We start from the raw sequence: 17294 nt of genomic DNA, 5'->3' as shown, positions 1-17294 counted from the left end.
TAGCCACTTGCGAGGGAATATGGGGACCGCTCGGTTGATTGACAAGGATAATCGGTCCGGTGCGACACATGGACTGGCCGGATAAGGCGTTTGTGTTAGGGTCGGGGGACGAATCGACCGCCAGGGAGGCTCATCATGCCCCGGCTCTTTACCGGCCTCGAAATTCCCGCCGATGTGGCGTTTGCGCTCTCGCTCAAGCGCGGGGGCCTGACGGGAGCCCGCTGGATCGACCCGGAAAACTACCACATCACCCTGCGCTTCATCGGCGATGTCGATGGCCATGTGGCCGACGATGTGGTCGACAGCCTCGATCGGCTCAGCAATTCCCTGCAGTTTTCCATCCGCCTCACGCATCTGGGCAGTTTTGGCGGCGACAAGCCGCGCGCCCTCTATGCCGGCGTGGAGCCGTCGGAGGTGCTCACCCGCCTGCAGGCGGCGCAGGAGCGCATGCTGCAGAAGGCGGGCCTGCCGCCCGAAGGGCGCAAGTTCGTGCCGCATGTGAGCCTGGCGCGCCTGCGCGGCACTTCGGCCGAAGAGCTGGCGCGGTTCATGGCCGAGGCGGCGCGGTTCGAGCCCCTCTGTTTCGTCCCCGCCCGCTTCGTGCTGTTCTCAAGCCGGGATTCAGTGGGCGGCGGTCCCTATCTCGTCGAGCAGAGCTATCCCCTGGCGGCCTGACGCCGTCCCGCTGGCGGCATCACGATCACGCCCTTGTTAGGGCCCGGTTAACCCTTTGCCCGCCACATGCCCCCCGTCCGGGCATGGGGTGCCCCAATCCCGCCGCCTTTGGCTTTCATTTGAAGCAAATGCCTATCGGCGCAGCGGGACACGATGGGTTTTTGAGATTTGGTAACCATGTTCGGGGCACACTGGACGGGCAGAACGCCCCACGAACGGCAGCGAGACAAGAGGAAGAATTGGCGATGACGACGAAAACCTGCGGCCTTGCACTCGGGCTTGCGGTAGCGACGATCATGGCTCTGGCACCGGCCGCCCAGGCGCAGCAGGCAACCGAGCTCGGCACCTTCAACGCCTGGTCAGCCTATACGGCTTCCGACCAGAGCGGACAGATCTGCTTCATTATCAGCGAACCGACATCGAGCGAACCGGCCGGCGCCAATCGCGACCCGATCAAGTTCCTGATCGTGCACCGCAAGGGCATGGGCTCGAAGAACGAAGTCCAGACCCAGATCGGCTACCCCTATAACAGCACCGACGCCAAGGCTTCGGCCTCGATCGACGGCAAGAGCTATGTCATGGCGGCCCGCGACTCGACCGCATGGCTGGCTTCGAGCAGCGACGAGCCCGCTTTCGTTTCCGCCTTCAAGGCCGGCAACCAGCTGGTGGTGCGCGGCACCAGCCAGCGTGGAACCAATACGGTCGACACCTATTCTCTTTCGGGTGCGACTGCGGCCATGAACGCCATCGACGCGGCCTGCCAGTAAGGGCTTGCCCAAGCCTTGCGAACATCTGTAACTGGGCAGAAGGCCAAGGCCTGCTGCCCGGTTTGCCCAAGAGTCACGAGTACCCGATGATCCGTCCTACCGCCCTGCCGCTCGCCACGCTCCTCGTTCTGGCCGCGCTATCGCCAGCCCAGGCGCAGTCGGCGCGGGTGCTGGGGGATTTCCGCGACTGGTCGAGCTATGCGGCCGATGATGGGGGCGGCACGGTCTGCTTTGCCATGACCAAGCCCAAATCCACCGAGCCGACGCCAGAAGGCTTTGGCGAAGCCTATCTCTACATCACCAATCGCCCCGGCGAGGATGTGGTCAACGAGTTCAATGTGGTGGCCGGCTACACGTTCCAGACTGGCTCCATGGCGGTGGCCAGCGTCGGCGGCCAGGATTTTTCGCTCTTCACCCAGGGTGACGCCGCCTGGCTCGACGATGCCGGGCAGGCCGCCAATCTTGCCGCTGCCATCCGCTCCGGCTCGACCATCCTGGTGACCGGCACCTCGGCTGCCGGCACCGAGATCGTCCAGACCTATTCACTCTCCGGCGCCACTGCCGCCCAGCAGGCCATCGGCGCCGAGTGCTGATCGAGCGCGAGGTTTGGTGGTTCGCGACGGTTTCCGCCTCACGAAGCCGTCCTCGGGCTTGACCCGAGGACCACTTGAGGCTGCCGCGATCGTGGTAGCTGGCGCTCGGATCAAGTCCGAGGGCGGCGCGGTGTTATGGTCCGCCCCGCACCCATCGCAAACCCGCCTCCCGCCACCGTGACTTTGCCTTGGGCCCGGGTCTGTGCTACAGGCCCGCACTTCCTGCATTCTCCGAGCCCCCGGTGTGCCTGCCATGAGCCACGCGCTGAACCTTGATCATTCGACCGCCATCCGTCCGGCTTCGGCCGCGCGGCCGTCGCTGATCGGCCTTTCCAAGGCGGGCCTCGCCGAAGCCCTGGTCAGCAATGAAGTCGTCGCGGAAAAGGAAGGCCGCATGCGCGCCTCCCAGCTCTGGAACTGGCTCTATGTCAACGGTGTCACCGATTTCGACCGCATGACCAATGTGGCCAAGCCGGTCCGCCAGAAATTGAGCGAAACCTTCAATCTCGACCGCCCGGAAATCGTCACCGAGCAGGTGTCGATCGATGGCACCCGCAAGTGGCTGTTCCGCTTCCGCGATCCGCAGAACCCCAATATGCCGCCGGTCGAGGTGGAAACCGTCTACATTCCCGAAAGCGACCGCGGGACACTTTGTGTCTCCTCGCAGGTGGGCTGCACGCTCACCTGTTCCTTCTGCCATACCGGTACCCAGAAGCTCGTCCGCAATCTCACCGCGGGTGAAATCCTCGGGCAGATTCTGATGGCGCGTGAGCGCCTCGGTGATTTCCCCGGCGGTTCACGTCCCGATGACGGCGGCCTCGTCCCCGGCGGGGAAACCCGCGCCATCACCAATATCGTGATGATGGGCATGGGCGAGCCGCTCTACAATTACGACAACGTCAAGCAGGCTTTGCTGATTGCCTCGGCCGGCGACGGCATGTCGATTTCCAAGCGCCGCATCACCCTCTCCACTTCGGGCGTCGTGCCCTATATCGAGCCGACCGGCCGCGAGATCGACGTCATGCTGGCCATTTCGCTCCATGCCGTGCGCGACGAGTTGCGGGACGTGTTGGTGCCGATCAACAAGAAGTGGCCGCTCAAAGAGCTGCTGGAGGCCTGCAGGAATTATCCGGGCCTTTCCAATGCCCGCCGCATCACCTTCGAATATGTCATGCTCGACGGCATCAACGACAGTGACGCGGAAGCCCGCGAACTGGTGCGGCTCCTGGCCGGCATTCCCGCCAAGATCAACCTGATCCCGTTCAACCCCTGGCCGGGTTCGAACTACGGCACCTCGCCCAGCTCGCGCATCGAGCGCTTTGCCGACATCGTCAACAAGGCCGGCTATGCCTCGCCGGTGCGCACCCCGCGCGGCCGCGACATCTTTGCGGCCTGTGGGCAATTGAAGAGCGAAAGCGAACGGCTGACCAAGAAGGACCGGGACGCGCTGCTGGCGCTGTAAGCACCTTTGCTTCTTCAACCCGCTTTCCGTCCTCGGGCTTGACCCGAGGACCGCTCGACACCGCGCCAGATTCTGAGTGGCCCTCGGATCAAGTCCGAGGGCGGCACGGTGGGTGCAAGGAGCGGTAAGTTACTCCCCCGCCACCCATTGCAGCGCCCACCGGCCCTGTCCGCTTTCGCCCAGCACATCCGCCAGTACCGGCAGCAGCACCCGCATCTCCTCTTCCAGCACATAGGGTGGGTTGATCACCACCATGCCGGTGCCATAGAGCCGTGGTGGCTGCGATGAGGGGCGGATGGTCAGCTCGATGCGCAGGATTTTTGGAATGCCCGTGGCCTTGAGCGCCTTCACAAAAGCCTCGACCTCTTCCATTTCCTTGACCGGATACCAATAGGCATAGGTGCCGCCGGGCCAGCGCTTCTGCGCCTTTTCCAGGCTCTGCACCATGCGCCGGAATTCGCCCTTTTCCTCGAAGGGCGGATCGATAAGCACCAGGCCGCGCCTTTCCTTGGGTGGCAGGTGGGTGCCAAAAATATCCCAGGCATCGAGCTGGGTGACGCGAGTCTGGAAGTCGCCGGCGAAATTTTCCCTGAGGCGGTCGGCATCGATGGGATGCAGCTCGAAAGCCATCAGCCGGTCCTGCGGGCGCAGCATGTGCCGCGTGATGAAGGGCGAGCCGGGATAATAGCGCAGCTTTTCGTCGGGGTTCTGGGCCTGCACCGCATCGAGATAGGGCGTTAGCAGCTCTGCCACTTGACCGGGAAGTTTCACGTGAATCAGCCGGCCGATGCCGTCCTGCCATTCGCCGGTCTTTTCGGCCTGGTCGCCCCTGAGGTCATAGATGCCCAGGCCCGCATGGGTATCGATCACCCGGAAGGCGGCCTCCTTCTTCATCAGATAGGCAAGGATACGGGTGAGAATGGTGTGTTTGACGACGTCGGCAAAATTGCCGGCGTGGAAGGCGTGACGATAATTCATGGGAGCGTGACCAAGAAAAGTTGCAGACTTTTCTGGTTCGGGAGCGTGACAAACATTGCTAGTGCCGCGCCTGCGCGGTCAGGATGGTTGCCGCAAAGGCAGTGAAAATGGCGGCAAAGCTCCAGTTGAGCGCCCGCTCCACCCATTTGCTGGATTTGAAGGCGGCGGCCAGCCGTTCGGCCAGCAACACCGTGGCGATGCCCAGCGGGATCGACACGGCAACGAATTCGAGCCCGAGAAAGATCAGCTTGCCTGTAGCGAAGGGGTCATGGGCGTCGACGAACTGGGGCAGGAAGGTCACGAAAAACAGCACGACTTTTGGATTGAGCAGGTTGATGCCGATGCCGGTCATAAAACTCTGGCGAACAGTCGGGGGCTTGCGCGCCGCTTCGGCCAGCCGCAACCCGCCGCCATGAAACACGGCCTGATAGGCGAGATAGAGCAGATAGACCGCGCCAGCGATCTTGAGCGCCAGGAACAGCGGCGGCGCGGCGATGATCAGGATGGAAATGCCAAAAGCCACCAGCATGGTGTGGACCAGAATGCCGGCCATGGCCCCGAACATCGCTGCCAGCCCATGGGCGCGGCCATAGTTTATGGCGCGCGACATCTGCAATGCCATATCGGGCCCCGGCGTGATGGCGAGCACCATGGTGGCCAGGGCAAAGGCGAGAATGACAGGCAGGTCGGGGATGAAGGCGGGCATGGCGGTCTCGGTGAAACAGACCCGGACAATCGCACTATTCGCCGGGCGAGGGTAGGGCGCTCAAAACCCGTTCATGCATCGTTCATCCGATGGGTCCAGGACCTAGACCGGGAGTTCGCGGCTGGCCTTGATCGTTTCCATCGGCACATCGGTCTTGACGCTCTGCACGCTTGGAATGCGCATCAGATAATCGGACTGGAAGCGCCAATAGGCATGGAGGTCCGTGGTGACAATCCGCATGATCGCGTCGCATTCTCCCGTCGTCAGGTAACACTCGGCCACTTCAGGAAATTTCCGCACCGTCTCGGCGAAAAGGTTGGTGGTCTCGGCGTCCTGGGTCTTGAACCAGATGCGAGCAAAGACCGTTAGTCCAAGTCCTAGCTTGGGGCCATTCAGAACCGCAACATATTGGTCGATAACGCCTTTTTCCTCGAGCAGCTTGACGCGCCGAAGGCAGGGCGAGGGCGACAGGCCCACCGCATTGGCCAGTTCAACATTGGACATCCGGCCATTGCGCTGCAATGCTCGCAAGATCCGGCGATCAATGGCGTCAAGCGTTTCTGGCACTTTTGGTCCTTATTGGTGATGATGTTGGCAGAACGTGCCAATACATCCGCCAAACATGCGATAATCGCAAGAGAATTGCGCATCTGGCAGCGTATCGTGGCCGCATCAAACTTGGGACGACGTGCAAATGGCAAATGAAATAAGAAAGGTTGTGCTGGCCTATTCGGGCGGGCTCGACACCTCCATCATCCTGAAATGGCTGCAGGAAACCTACAATTGCGAAGTGGTGACCTTCACCGCTGATCTGGGCCAGGGCGAGGAGCTGGAGCCGGCGCGTAAGAAGGCCGAGATGTTCGGCATCAAGGATATCCGCATCGAGGACCTGCGCGAGGAATTCGTGCGCGACTTCGTCTTCCCGATGTTCCGCGCCAATACCGTTTATGAAGGCCAGTACCTGCTCGGCACCTCCATCGCCCGCCCGCTGATCGCCAAGCGCCTTGTTGAAATCGCCCAGGAAACCGGCGCCGACGCCATTTCCCATGGCGCCACCGGCAAGGGCAATGACCAGGTCCGGTTCGAATTGACCGCCAATGCGCTCGACCCCTCGATCAAGGTTATCGCCCCCTGGCGCGAATGGGATCTGCGCTCGCGCACCCAGCTTCTGGCCTATGCCGAGGCCAACCAGATCCCGATTGCCAAGGACAAGCGCGGCGAGGCCCCGTTCTCGGTCGACGCCAATCTGCTGCACACCTCTTCCGAGGGCATGGTGCTCGAAGATCCCGGCGTGCCGGCCCCCGATTACGTTGCCCAGCGCACCGTCGATCCGGAAAAGGCCCCCGACCAGGCCGAGATCATCACCATCGGCTACGAAAAGGGCGATCCGGTCTCGGTCAATGGCGTCAAGCTCTCGCCGGCGACTCTCCTCACCAAGCTCAATGAGCTGGGCGGCAAGCATGGCGTGGGGCGTCTCGACCTCGTCGAAAACCGCTTTGTCGGCATGAAGTCGCGTGGCCTCTACGAGACCCCGGGTGGCACGATCCTCCTCGTTGCGCATCGCGGCATTGAATCGATCACGCTCGATCGCGGCGAAGCGCATCTGAAGGATGAGCTCATGCCCAAATATGCCGAGCTCATCTACAATGGCTTCTGGTTCTCGCCCGAGCGCGACATGCTGCAGGCCCTGATCGACAGGAGCCAGCACTACGTGACCGGCGAAGTGACGGTGAAGCTCTACAAGGGCTCGGCGACTGTTATCGCCCGTACCTCGCCGCACTCGCTCTACAATATGGACCTCGTGACCTTCGAGGAAGGCGCGATTGCCTATGACCACAAGGATGCGGCCGGCTTCATTCGGCTGAACGGGTTGCGGCTCAAGACCTGGGCGGCGCGCAACAAGAAGGCGCAGGGCTAAATTTCCAGGGGCGGGTCGCAAGGCCCGCCCCTGATGTTGCGGGGGGCAGCAATGGCCGGTCGGATCGTCATCCTCAACGGCGCCCCGCGCTCGGGCAAGTCGACCCTGGCCCGGGCTTTCCAGGCAGAGGCGCCGGGCCGCTGGATCCACTGGGGTGTCGACGCGTTCAATGCCAGCCTGCCGCCAGCGCTGCTGCCCGGCATTGGTCTCAGGCCCGGCGGCGAGCGACCCGATCTCGAGCCCCTGGTGGGTCAGCTCTATGGGGCCCTCTTTGCCCATATGGCGCGGCTGGCGCGCGAGGGTTTTGACGTCGTGGCCGATCTGGGGCTTCACCGCGCCTATGCCACCAGGCTCGATCCGCTGAAGATTATGCAGCTCGAGCTTGCGGGCCTTAAACCGCTGGTGGTCGGGGTGGACTGCGCCATCGAAACCATCATGGCCCGCCGCAATGCCGATCCGCAGGGTGGGTTGTATGTGTCGGGCGAGGGCGTGCCGGAACCGGTGCGGCGCTGGCAGGTGGCCGTGCACGAGGGCATGGATTACGCAATGCGGCTCGATATGGGCGTGCTGACACCCGCACACGGCGCTGAGCTTCTCAAGCAGGTTCTTCACGAAATCGATTGAGAATGCCACATTTAATCCCGCGTTAAGCCGAGATCACTAGCTTTTCGCGAGCGTCGCGAATTGGCTCTTTGGGAATGGGGTTGAATGCGGTCCGATGACGTCGGCAAAATGGGGGAAGTTGCCGAGGCCCTGCTCCTGGATGCAGCGCTGGAAAGCATCCCATATGGCTTTTGTGTCTGGTCCCCGCAATTCCGCCTGTTGATGTGGAACAAGCACTATCGCGACTTCTACGGATTTTCCGAGGATGCCATCCATCGCGGCATGACCCTTGAGGATGTGGTGCATCTTTCGGCGCGGCTGGGCAATCATCCAGGCCAGAGCGCCGACCATTTTTACGAGCACTATACCAGCGAGCTCCTGGCCAACAGGGGCGGCGCGCGCCACAAGGCGCAGGAAGTGGTGGCCGGCGGCCGCATCATCGAGACCGCCCATGTCTATTCGGACAAGCTCGGCTGGGTCGTGACCCATGAGGACATTACCGACGAGATCGCCCGTTCAGAGAGCCAGCAGAAGCGCAAGCTCGAGCTGGAACGGCAGAACATCCGACTCGATGCGGCGGTCAACAATATCTCCATTGGCCTGTGCATGATGGATGCGCGGGGGCGCCTCGTCATCTGCAACGAGCCCTATGCCCGCATTTACAACCTGCCGATCCAGCTCCTGAAGCCCGGTAGCCAGCTGGAAGACATTCTGGCGCATCTGTTTGACATGGGCATGTCGACCGGTGGCACCAAGGACGAATACATTGCCTGGCGCCGAGAGGTCATTTCGCGCCGCGAATATGGCAAGAACATCCACGAGCTCAACAATCGCACCATCCTGATGCAGCACCATCCGATGAAGGATGGCGGCTGGGTCTCGACCCATGAGGACATTACTGAGCAGCGCCAGGCCGAGGCCCGCATCCAGCATCTGGCCCGCCACGACGCGCTGACCGACCTGCCCAACCGCATCGAGTTCCTCGAGCAGATGGCGCGCGCCGAAGCCGGGCTCAAGCGCGATGAAATGGCGGCGGTGCTCTATATCGATCTCGACCACTTCAAGGCGGTCAACGATACGCTTGGCCATGCCGTGGGCGACGAGGTGATCAAGCAGGCGGCCGTGCGCCTCTGGGGCACAACGCGTGAAACCGATCTTCTGGCGCGTCTGGGCGGCGACGAATTCGCCCTGCTGCTGCGTCCCATCGACGGGGTGGACATGGCGGCCAAGGTTGCGGACAGGATCGTCAGGGCCATGCGCGCGCCGATGAATATCGGGGGCCAGCAGATCGAGATCGGCGCCTCCGTAGGCATTGCCGTGGGCCCGGGGGATGGCACCACGACCGACCAGCTGGTCAAGAATGCCGATTTGGCGCTCTACAAGGCCAAGTCCGAAGGCCGCTCCACCTATCATTTCTTCGAAACCGGCATGGATGCCGAACTGCAGCAGCGCCGCTCGATCGAGGCAGGTCTACGCATGGCCATGCAGCGCGATGAATTGCGCCTGATGTTCCAGCCGCTGCTGGGCCTCCATGAAAACCGGGTCATCTGTGTCGAAGCACTGCTGCGCTGGGATCACGATGACCGCACCATCTCTCCGGTGGAATTCGTGCCGGTGGCCGAGGAAACTGGGCTGATCGTGCCGATCGGCGAATGGGTGCTGCACGAGGCCTGCCGAACGGCGGCGACCTGGCCGGGCGATGTGCGGGTCGCGGTCAACCTTTCGCCGGTGCAGTTCCGCCACAAGAACCTGGTGGCCCAGGTCAAGGCGGCGCTGGCCGAGTCAGGACTCGCGCCCACGCGGCTGGAACTCGAAATCACCGAAAGCCTGATCCTCACCGACAGTGAAAGCACGATTGCGGCGCTGCACGAATTGCGTGGCATGGGCGTGCGCATCTCGATGGATGATTTCGGCACCGGCTATTCTTCACTGAGCTATCTGCGCAGCTTCCCCTTCGACAAGATCAAGATCGACCGCAGCTTCATGCGCGATCTGACCACCCGCACCGACAGCCAGGCCATTATCAAGGCCGTGATCGGCCTGGGCCAGGCCCTGGGCATGTCGACGACGGCGGAGGGGATCGAAACCGAGGAACAACTCGCCATGGTGCGCGAGCACGGCGTGTCGGAAGTCCAGGGCTTCCTGTTCTCGCCGCCACTGAAGCCCAAGGCGCTGGCCAATCTCCTGCATTCCGAGGCCGCCAAGGTTCCGGGGCGACGCAAGGCATCGTGAAGACGCTGCTTGCCGCCCGGCTCTGTGCCTGACACGCTCGGTACCATGCGCTCACGTCTTTATGATCGATTGCTGGCCGTAGCCCGCCGCACCGCCGGACCGGGGCTCGCCGAGGATGTGGTGCAGGATGCCATGGTGATCGCCCTGGAGGCGGGGCGCATGGATTTCGGCGATCCCGAAACCGCCCGCTGGCTTGGTGGCGTGGTGCGCAACCGGGCCCGCATGGCGCTGCGGTCGGTGCGCCGGGGCCGGCAACGTGATCGCTCCTGGCAGGACGGCCGCGCCGAGCCGGCGCTGGGGCAGGGCGCCACCCTGGCTGAAACGCTCGAGGGCCTCTCGCCGTCCCTCCGAACTTTTGCCGCCCTGGTCCTGACCGGCCACAACAGGCGCGAGATCGCCTATCTGCTTGCTTTGCCTGACACGGCGCTGCGCCAGCGGGTCACGGCCCTGCGCCGGCACCTGGTCAAGAGGGGGCTGGCAGCGCCGCAGGATCTGAACGGGCTCTATCTCGACCTGGCCTATGGCCGCATCCGCGATTGCCTGCTGCCCGCGCTGATCCTCCATGGCGGGGCTTTTGCCAGCCACGACCCGGATGGGCATTTATTTGTGGTGCGGCGCTCACAAAATGGCCCGGCGCGGCAATAGGTTGATGTTGGAACGCGAAAGGAATTCGCCATGGGATTGAAACCGAAGAAAGTCAGCATCGTCTTCTATGTCGCCGACATTGCGCGCACGGAGGCCTTTTACAACGACACGCTCGGGCTCCAGCTCGAGCGCATGGAAGGGGCCGAGCCCTTCTGGCTGCAGGGCGCCATCGAGGATGGCCCCGATCTCATCTTCTTTGAAATGGACGGCGTGCGGGGCAATACCCCGGCCATCGTCTTTGACCTCGACGAGGGCGGCATTGACGATGTCGTGGCCGAGCTGGCGCAGAAGGGGGTCAATATCGTCACCCCGGTCTCCGAGGCGCCGGGTGGCTGGAGCGCCGATTTTCTGGATCCGGATGGCTTTGGCCTGGGGCTCTGGCAATCGGGTGACCTGCCCAGAAGCGTGAAGTAGGAGGCCGAGGCCTCGCCGAACACCGGGCCGCCCTCGGGACTGACCCGAGGGCCAGGTTCCGCGTCCACCTGGCGCCACGGCGTTGCCCGGTGCAGCCCTCGGGTCAGGCCCGAGGGCGGCACAGCGTGCCTGGAGTGCCCGTGCAACCCCGCCCTGCAGATTGAAACCTTGTGAAATCCGCCCCTATCCTGTAAGAGCCGCGCAAACTGCCGGTCCTCCTCCAATGAGCCCGGCACCATCATATCGCATGGTTTGTTCTGACCAGCCCACCCGAGGTCTCTCCCGTGGGGCGGTTTTGCGGATCGTGCCAACAAGGCTCTGTTCATGTCCCTGCGCAATATCGCCATCATCGCCCACGTTGACCACGGCAAGACCACGCTGATCGACGTGCTGCTCAAGCAGTCCGGCTCTTTCCGCGAGAACGAACGCGTCGAAGAGCGCGCCATGGACAGCAATGACATCGAGCGCGAGCGCGGCATCACCATTCTGGCCAAGGTCACCTCGCTGCTCTGGAAAGACACGCGCATCAATATCGTCGACACGCCCGGCCACGCCGACTTCGGCGGTGAAGTCGAGCGCATCCTCTCCATGGTCGACGGCGTGGTCATCCTCGTCGACGCCGCCGAAGGCCCGATGCCGCAGACCAAGTTCGTGCTCGGCAAGGCGCTGAAGCAGGGCCTGCGCCCGATCGTGGCGATCAACAAGATCGACAAGTCCGACGAGCGTCACCTTGAAGTGCTCGACGAAGTCTTCGACCTCTTCGTGGCGCTCGATGCCACCTCCGAACAGCTCGACTTCCCGGTGCTCTACGGCTCGGCCAAGCAGGGCTGGATGGCCGCCGACCCCACCGGTCCCAAGGAATCGCTGGCCCCGCTGCTCGACAAGGTCGTGGAACATGTTCCCCAGCCAGCGGTCGAAGAGGGCGCGTTCCGCATGCTGGTCACCACCATCGAGCGCAATCCGTTCCTCGGCCGCATCCTCACCGGCCGCATCACCTCCGGCTCGGTCAAGGCCAATGATCCGATCCACACGCTCAACCGCGAAGGCAAGGAAGTGGAAAAGGGCCGCGTGTCCAAGGTCCTGGCCTTCCGCGGCCTCGAGCGCACGCCGGTTGATGTCGGCGAAGCCGGTGACATCGTCGCCATTGCCGGTCTCGTGACCTCGACCGTGGCCGATACGCTTTGCGCCACCTCGGTCACCAAGCCGATCGCCGCCAAGCCGATCGATCCCCCGACCCTCTCCGTCACCTTCCGCATCAATGACGGCCCGCTGGCCGGCCGCGAGGGCGACAAGGTGCAGTCCCGCGTCATCCGCGAACGCCTGATGCGCGAAGCCGAAGGCAATGTGGCGATCCGCGTCACCCCCGGCGACGACAACGACAGCTATGACGTGGCTGGCCGCGGTGAACTTCAGCTCGCCGTGCTCATCGAAAACATGCGCCGCGAAGGTTTTGAGCTCACCATCGGCCGCCCGAAGGTGCTGATGCAGGATATCGACGGCGTCCGCCACGAGCCGATCGAAGAAGTCATCATCGACGTCGATGACGAGCATACCGGCACGGTCGTGCAGAAGCTGACCGAGCGCAAGGGCGAATTGACCGACATGCGCCCGTCCGGCGTTGGCCGTACCCGCATCCAGCTCCTGGTCCCGACCCGCTCGCTGATCGGCTACCAGCCGGAACTCTTGTCCGATACCCGCGGCACCGCCATCTTCAACCGCCTGTTCCATTCCTTCGTGCCGTATAAGGGCGAATTGCCGGGCCGTCGCACCGGCGTTCTGATCTCCAACGGCACCGGCCAGTCCGTAGCCTTTGCCCTGTGGAACCTCGAAGATCGCGGCCCGATCATGATCGATGCCGGCGTCGACATCTATGAAGGCATGATCATCGGCGAGCACAGCCGCGAGAACGACCTCGAAGTGAATGCGCTCAAGGGCAAGCAACTCACCAATATCCGCACCACGTCCAAGGACGAAGCGGTGCGCCTGACCACGCCGAAGAAGCTCACTCTCGAACAGTCGCTCGGCTATATCGCCGAGGACGAATATGTCGAAGTGACGCCCAAATCGATCCGCCTGCGCAAGATCTGGCTCGATCCGAACGACCGCAAGCGCATGAGCCGCGCCGCCAAGTCGGCCTGATCCGGGACTGAGCGGCCTAACGCGATGTTAGGCCGCACATAATATCGTCGCGACGTCATTGCCCGGCTTGTCCGGGCAATCCATTTTCAGGACCAGAATGGCCCGCCGGGACTGGCCCGGCGGTGACGACGAGCGGGAGGCACTGCACGCATGACTGACTGGATCATCCAGATCATCACCGATTTCGGCTATTTCGGCATCTTCCTCGTCATGCTGGCGGAATCGATTTTTCCGCCCATTCCGTCCGAGCTGATCATCCCCTTTGCCGGCTTTGCCGCCGCCAATGGCGATCTCAATCTCTTCGGCGTGCTCTTCACCGCCACGTTCGGCGCCGTGGTCGGCATGCTGCCCTGGTATTTTGCCGGCCGGCTTTTCGGGCTCGACCGGGTCAAATGGCTGGCCGACCGCTACGGGCGGCTCTTCACCATGAATGCCGAGGAAATCGACGTCGCCGTCGGCTATTTCCGGCGCTTTGGCCCCATCATCGTGCTGTTCGGCCGTCTCCTGCCGATCATCCGCACCCTTATCTCCATTCCGGCGGGCCTCGCCAAAATGCCCCTGGGCCTGTTCCTGCTCGCCTCCACGACCGGCGCGCTGATCTGGAACACCTTCCTCACCATGGCCGGCTATATCCTGCACGAACACTACGACCTGATCGAAGTGGTGCTCGATCCGCTGAGCTATCTGGTGCTCGCGGCGGTGGTACTGATCTATCTCTTCCGCGTCATCACCTGGAAGCCCGCGCAGTCGCGCGGCTAGGCGGCGCAGACGGGTACCGGCGAATAGACATAATGTCCTCGTCATTGCCGGGGCCTGTGCCGGCAATCCAGCTCGTGGCGGCATCGACCACCGGGACAGGCCCGGTGGTGACGGTGGGTGAGAGATGGCGCTTGCACCGTTGCATCCTGCAAGTCTCTTGCATTCTGCATCACCCTCTTCGCCGCAAAATGCAAAATTTTACAATAACTTAATCTCTGAGCCCCGGATTTCCGGGCCCACGGCTCTGGCACGCTTCCTGCATTGATGCTGGCACCCGGATGAAGAGTTTCGCGTACCGGGTCCAAAGTCATCAGGGGCCTGCACCGCGTAATCTGGTGCAGGCCCCTATGCTTCGAGCCGACTCGAAGGGCGGCCTTTTACCCTTCTTGCCACCCGGCCTTGCTCCAGGGGCACGCAACCACTAGATAATTCGCACCAGTTTCACCGGAGACGCAAATGCGCGCCGTGCTCGACATCATCCTCATCCTGCTCAACCTCTATTGGTGGGTGCTGCTCATCATGATCATCATGAGCTGGCTGATCTCGTTCAACGTCATCAATACGCGCAATCAGTTCGTCGCCATGGTCTGGCAGGTGATCAACCAGCTGACCGAGCCGGTCCTCAAGCCCATCCGCCGCTTCATGCCCAATTTCTCGGGCCTTGATCTCAGCCCGCTGGTGGCCTTCCTCATCATCTTCTTCATTCAGTCGATCATCGGCTACTATATCTATCCCGCGGTCGCCCGCGCCGGGATCTAGCCGGATTGACCGGTCTGCCCGGCTTTGCGCGTCTGGGCGAAGCCGGGATCATCCTCTATCTGCGCGTCACGCCCAATGCCGGGCGCGACGCCATTGACGGCGTTGAGACGCGCGACGACGGCACCACCGTCCTGCGCCTCCGCGTCGCCGCCGTGCCCGACAAGGGTCGCGCCAATGCCGCCGTCATTGCGCTCCTTGCCAAGGCGCTGCGCCTGCCCAAATCCAGTCTCGCCCTCATCAGCGGTGAAACCAGCCGCCTGAAAAGCGTTCTGGTTGCCGGTGTGCCGGACGACCTCATCGCCGATGTCGTCGCTTTGGCCGGCTGAGGCCGCGACAAAACATCGCAATCTCCATTGCTTAACCAATTATTCCCGCTAATCTCGCCTCTCGGAGGGGGCCCGATGGAGGGCGGGGATTGGACTGGGCTTGCAGACCCGGCCGGTGCCAGCGCGGGCCCTCGGAGGAAATTTTTCGAGGGACTTCTTATGGATTTGGCACTTTGGCTGATCGTTGCTTGCGGCGGCCTGTCTATCGTCTATGGCGTGGTGACCACCCAGGGCCTGCTCAAGGCCGATGCGGGTTCGGCGCGCATGCAGGAAATCTCGGCCGCCGTGCGGGAGGGCGCATCGGCCTATCTCAAGCGGCAATACACCACCATCGCCATTGTCGGCGCGGTCATTCTCGTCGCCGCCTATTTTCTTCTGGGCATCTATGCCGCCATCGGCTTCCTGATTGGCGCGGTCCTGTCGGGCGCAGCCGGCTTTATCGGCATGAATGTCTCGGTGCGCGCCAATGTACGCGTTGCCCAGGCCGCCGTCGGCTCGCTGAGCAAGGGGCTCGATCTCGCCTTCAAGTCGGGTGCGGTCACCGGCATGCTGGTGGCGGGGCTCGGGCTCCTGGGCATCACGCTCTATTTCATGATCCTGACCTCAATGGGCTTTGAACCAACCAGCCGTACCGTCATCGATGCGCTGGTGGCCCTCTCCTTCGGCGCGTCGCTGATTTCCATCTTCGCGCGTCTGGGCGGCGGCATCTTTACCAAGGGTGCTGATGTCGGCGGCGACATGGTGGGCAAGGTCGAGGCCGGCATTCCCGAGGATGATCCGCGCAACCCGGCCACCATTGCCGACAATGTCGGCGACAATGTCGGCGACTGCGCCGGCATGGCCGCGGACCTCTTTGAAACCTATGTGGTGACCATCGTCGCCACCATGGTTCTGGCCGCCATCATCCTGCCCGAGCAGTTCAAGCTGATCGGCATGGTCCTGCCGCTGGCCATTGGCGGTGCCTGCGTGGTGACGTCGATCATCGGCACCTACTTCGTCAAGCTCGGAAGCGACAACAACATCATGGGCGCGCTCTACAAGGGCGTCATCGCCTCGGGCGTCCTGTCGCTGGTCGCCCTGTTGCCGGTGCTGTGGCTGATGTTCGGCGACATGAATGTCGCCATCGAAACCGAAAGCAAGGTGTTCACGCCCTGGAGCCTGTTCTGGTGCGGCGTCACCGGCCTCGTCATCACCGGACTGATCATCGTCATCACCGAATATTATACGGGAACGGGTCGCCGCCCGGTGAACTCGATCGCCGAAGCCTCGGTTACCGGCCATGGCACCAATGTCATCCAGGGCCTCGCCGTGTCGCTGGAATCGACCGCCCTGCCAGCGCTGGTGATCATCGCCGGCATCATCGTCACCTACTCGCTGGCCGGTCTCTTCGGCATCGCCTTCGCCGTCGCCACCATGCTGGCTCTCGCCGGCATCATCGTGGCGCTCGACGCTTTCGGCCCGGTCACGGACAATGCGGGCGGGATCGCGGAAATGGCCGGCCTCGACAAGGAAGTGCGCCACAATACCGACGCACTCGACGCCGTGGGCAATACCACCAAGGCCGTCACCAAGGGCTATGCCATCGGTTCGGCCGGTCTGGGTGCCCTCGTGCTGTTCGCGGCCTATACCGAGGATCTCAAGCACTATTTCACGGACTTGACCGTGAGCTTCGACCTCGCCAACCCCTATGTGGTGGTGGGCCTGCTCTTCGGTGGTCTCCTGCCCTTCCTCTTTGGCGGCATGTCGATGACCGCCGTGGGCCGCGCCGCCCAGGCCGTCGTGGTGGAAGTGCGTCGCCAGTTCAAGGAAAAGCCGGGCATCATGGCCGGCACCGACAAGCCCGATTATGGCCGTGCCGTCGACATGCTGACCAAGGCGGCGATCAAGGAAATGATCGTTCCGTCCCTGCTGCCGGTGCTGAGCCCCATCGTGGTTTATTTCGTCATCCTCTGGATCGCGGGCCAGGCCAATGCCTTCTCGTCTCTCGGCGCCATGCTGATGGGCGTCATCGTTACCGGCCTCTTCGTCGCCATCTCGATGACGGCGGGTGGCGGTGCCTGGGACAATGCCAAGAAGAGCTTTGAGGACGGCTTTACCGACAGCCACGGCGTTACCCACTACAAGGGCGGCGACGCGCACAAGGCCTCGGTCACCGGCGACACCGTCGGCGACCCCTACAAGGACACGGCAGGCCCCGCCGTCAATCCGATGATCAAGATCACCAATATCGTGGCCCTGCTCTTGCTGGCGGTGCTGGCGAATTTTGGCATGTAGGGCTCGATCCCCTCACCACCGTCACCACCCGGCTTGACCGGGTG

Annotated in this window: 17 protein-coding genes; 14 read left to right on the top strand and 3 right to left on the bottom strand. The window is 62.9% G+C overall.

Annotation, left to right across the window (positions count from 1 at the left end):
- Positions 1-135 precede the first annotated feature (135 nt).
- The 4 genes from thpR to rlmN all read left to right on the top strand — a co-directional run bounded on the left by thpR (position 136) and on the right by rlmN (position 3497).
- Positions 136-675: an RNA 2',3'-cyclic phosphodiesterase gene (thpR, locus tag MQW79_RS12490; RefSeq protein WP_476584799.1), complete on the top strand. Its 540-nt coding sequence runs from the start codon at positions 136-138 to the stop codon at positions 673-675.
- Between the two features lie 245 nt (positions 676-920).
- Positions 921-1442, top strand: coding sequence for an invasion associated locus B family protein (locus MQW79_RS12485; protein WP_476584798.1), 522 nt, complete (start codon positions 921-923; stop codon positions 1440-1442).
- Positions 1443-1528: 86 nt separating this feature from the next.
- Entirely contained in the window at positions 1529-2035 is a 507-nt protein-coding gene (locus MQW79_RS12480) for an invasion associated locus B family protein (protein ID WP_476584797.1), read from the top strand.
- 253 nt (positions 2036-2288) lie between these two features.
- Positions 2289-3497: a dual-specificity RNA methyltransferase RlmN gene (gene rlmN, locus MQW79_RS12475; RefSeq protein WP_476584796.1), complete on the top strand. Its 1209-nt coding sequence runs from the start codon at positions 2289-2291 to the stop codon at positions 3495-3497.
- Positions 3498-3626: 129 nt separating this feature from the next.
- Here rlmN and MQW79_RS12470 read toward each other — a convergent pair whose 3' ends face one another.
- The 3 genes from MQW79_RS12470 to MQW79_RS12460 all read right to left on the bottom strand — a co-directional run bounded on the left by MQW79_RS12470 (position 3627) and on the right by MQW79_RS12460 (position 5748).
- On the bottom strand, positions 3627-4475 hold the full coding sequence (locus MQW79_RS12470) for a 23S rRNA (adenine(2030)-N(6))-methyltransferase RlmJ (protein WP_476584795.1): 849 nt from the start codon (positions 4473-4475) through the stop codon (positions 3627-3629).
- A 58-nt stretch (positions 4476-4533) separates the two neighbouring features.
- Positions 4534-5181, bottom strand: coding sequence for a LysE family translocator (locus MQW79_RS12465; protein ID WP_476584794.1), 648 nt, complete (start codon positions 5179-5181; stop codon positions 4534-4536).
- A 102-nt stretch (positions 5182-5283) separates the two neighbouring features.
- Complete coding sequence (locus MQW79_RS12460) at positions 5284-5748, bottom strand: Lrp/AsnC family transcriptional regulator (RefSeq protein ID WP_476584793.1); 465 nt, start codon at positions 5746-5748, stop codon at positions 5284-5286.
- Between the two features lie 127 nt (positions 5749-5875).
- Here MQW79_RS12460 and MQW79_RS12455 point away from each other — a divergent pair, with 127 nt between their 5' ends.
- From MQW79_RS12455 to MQW79_RS12410, 10 genes are all read left to right on the top strand, one after another.
- Positions 5876-7099 carry an argininosuccinate synthase gene (locus tag MQW79_RS12455; protein ID WP_476584792.1) on the top strand — a complete coding sequence of 408 codons (1224 nt, stop codon included), beginning with the start codon at positions 5876-5878 and terminating at the stop codon, positions 7097-7099.
- Positions 7100-7150: 51 nt separating this feature from the next.
- Complete coding sequence (locus tag MQW79_RS12450) at positions 7151-7723, top strand: phosphotransferase-like protein (RefSeq protein WP_476584791.1); 573 nt, start codon at positions 7151-7153, stop codon at positions 7721-7723.
- An 84-nt stretch (positions 7724-7807) separates the two neighbouring features.
- Positions 7808-9934 carry a putative bifunctional diguanylate cyclase/phosphodiesterase gene (locus MQW79_RS12445; RefSeq protein ID WP_476584790.1) on the top strand — a complete coding sequence of 709 codons (2127 nt, stop codon included), beginning with the start codon at positions 7808-7810 and terminating at the stop codon, positions 9932-9934.
- Positions 9935-9943: 9 nt separating this feature from the next.
- The gene (locus MQW79_RS12440; RefSeq protein ID WP_476584789.1) at positions 9944-10579 is read left to right on the top strand and encodes an RNA polymerase sigma factor; all 636 of its coding nucleotides are present in this window, start codon (positions 9944-9946) and stop codon (positions 10577-10579) included.
- A gap of 30 nt (positions 10580-10609) precedes the next feature.
- Positions 10610-10993 (top strand): VOC family protein, encoded by a 384-nt coding sequence (locus MQW79_RS12435; RefSeq protein WP_476584788.1) that lies wholly within the window; start codon positions 10610-10612, stop codon positions 10991-10993.
- Between the two features lie 324 nt (positions 10994-11317).
- The gene (typA, locus tag MQW79_RS12430) at positions 11318-13132 is read left to right on the top strand and encodes a translational GTPase TypA (protein WP_476584787.1); all 1815 of its coding nucleotides are present in this window, start codon (positions 11318-11320) and stop codon (positions 13130-13132) included.
- Between the two features lie 150 nt (positions 13133-13282).
- Positions 13283-13891 carry a DedA family protein gene (locus MQW79_RS12425; protein ID WP_476584786.1) on the top strand — a complete coding sequence of 203 codons (609 nt, stop codon included), beginning with the start codon at positions 13283-13285 and terminating at the stop codon, positions 13889-13891.
- A gap of 456 nt (positions 13892-14347) precedes the next feature.
- Positions 14348-14650 (top strand): YggT family protein, encoded by a 303-nt coding sequence (locus MQW79_RS12420; RefSeq protein ID WP_476584785.1) that lies wholly within the window; start codon positions 14348-14350, stop codon positions 14648-14650.
- A gap of 14 nt (positions 14651-14664) precedes the next feature.
- Positions 14665-14976, top strand: a complete 312-nt coding sequence (locus MQW79_RS12415; RefSeq protein ID WP_476588228.1) for a DUF167 family protein — start codon at positions 14665-14667, stop codon at positions 14974-14976.
- 159 nt (positions 14977-15135) lie between these two features.
- Positions 15136-17250, top strand: a complete 2115-nt coding sequence (locus MQW79_RS12410) for a sodium-translocating pyrophosphatase (RefSeq protein WP_476584784.1) — start codon at positions 15136-15138, stop codon at positions 17248-17250.
- The last annotated feature ends 44 nt before the right edge of the window (positions 17251-17294 follow it).

It is taken from the genome of Devosia sp. Micro-HW1 (assembly GCF_056341075.1).
This window is presented reverse-complemented; position numbering and strand designations above follow the sequence as displayed.

What these genes read in the sequence shown, in the direction of transcription:
- MQW79_RS12485 (WP_476584798.1), top strand. Translation starts at nt 921, where the DNA reads ATGACGACGAAAACCTGCGGCCTTGCACTCGGGCTTGCGGTAGCGACG.
- MQW79_RS12480 (WP_476584797.1), top strand. Translation starts at nt 1,529, where the DNA reads ATGATCCGTCCTACCGCCCTGCCGCTCGCCACGCTCCTCGTTCTGGCC.
- MQW79_RS12455 (WP_476584792.1), top strand. Translation starts at nt 5,876, where the DNA reads ATGGCAAATGAAATAAGAAAGGTTGTGCTGGCCTATTCGGGCGGGCTC.
- rlmN (WP_476584796.1), top strand. Translation starts at nt 2,289, where the DNA reads ATGAGCCACGCGCTGAACCTTGATCATTCGACCGCCATCCGTCCGGCT.
- MQW79_RS12470 (WP_476584795.1), bottom strand. Translation starts at nt 4,475, where the DNA reads ATGAATTATCGTCACGCCTTCCACGCCGGCAATTTTGCCGACGTCGTC.
- MQW79_RS12435 (WP_476584788.1), top strand. Translation starts at nt 10,610, where the DNA reads ATGGGATTGAAACCGAAGAAAGTCAGCATCGTCTTCTATGTCGCCGAC.
- MQW79_RS12465 (WP_476584794.1), bottom strand. Translation starts at nt 5,181, where the DNA reads ATGCCCGCCTTCATCCCCGACCTGCCTGTCATTCTCGCCTTTGCCCTG.
- MQW79_RS12425 (WP_476584786.1), top strand. Translation starts at nt 13,283, where the DNA reads ATGACTGACTGGATCATCCAGATCATCACCGATTTCGGCTATTTCGGC.
- MQW79_RS12410 (WP_476584784.1), top strand. Translation starts at nt 15,136, where the DNA reads ATGGATTTGGCACTTTGGCTGATCGTTGCTTGCGGCGGCCTGTCTATC.
- MQW79_RS12445 (WP_476584790.1), top strand. Translation starts at nt 7,808, where the DNA reads ATGCGGTCCGATGACGTCGGCAAAATGGGGGAAGTTGCCGAGGCCCTG.
- typA (WP_476584787.1), top strand. Translation starts at nt 11,318, where the DNA reads ATGTCCCTGCGCAATATCGCCATCATCGCCCACGTTGACCACGGCAAG.
- MQW79_RS12450 (WP_476584791.1), top strand. Translation starts at nt 7,151, where the DNA reads ATGGCCGGTCGGATCGTCATCCTCAACGGCGCCCCGCGCTCGGGCAAG.
- thpR (WP_476584799.1), top strand. Translation starts at nt 136, where the DNA reads ATGCCCCGGCTCTTTACCGGCCTCGAAATTCCCGCCGATGTGGCGTTT.
- MQW79_RS12420 (WP_476584785.1), top strand. Translation starts at nt 14,348, where the DNA reads ATGCGCGCCGTGCTCGACATCATCCTCATCCTGCTCAACCTCTATTGG.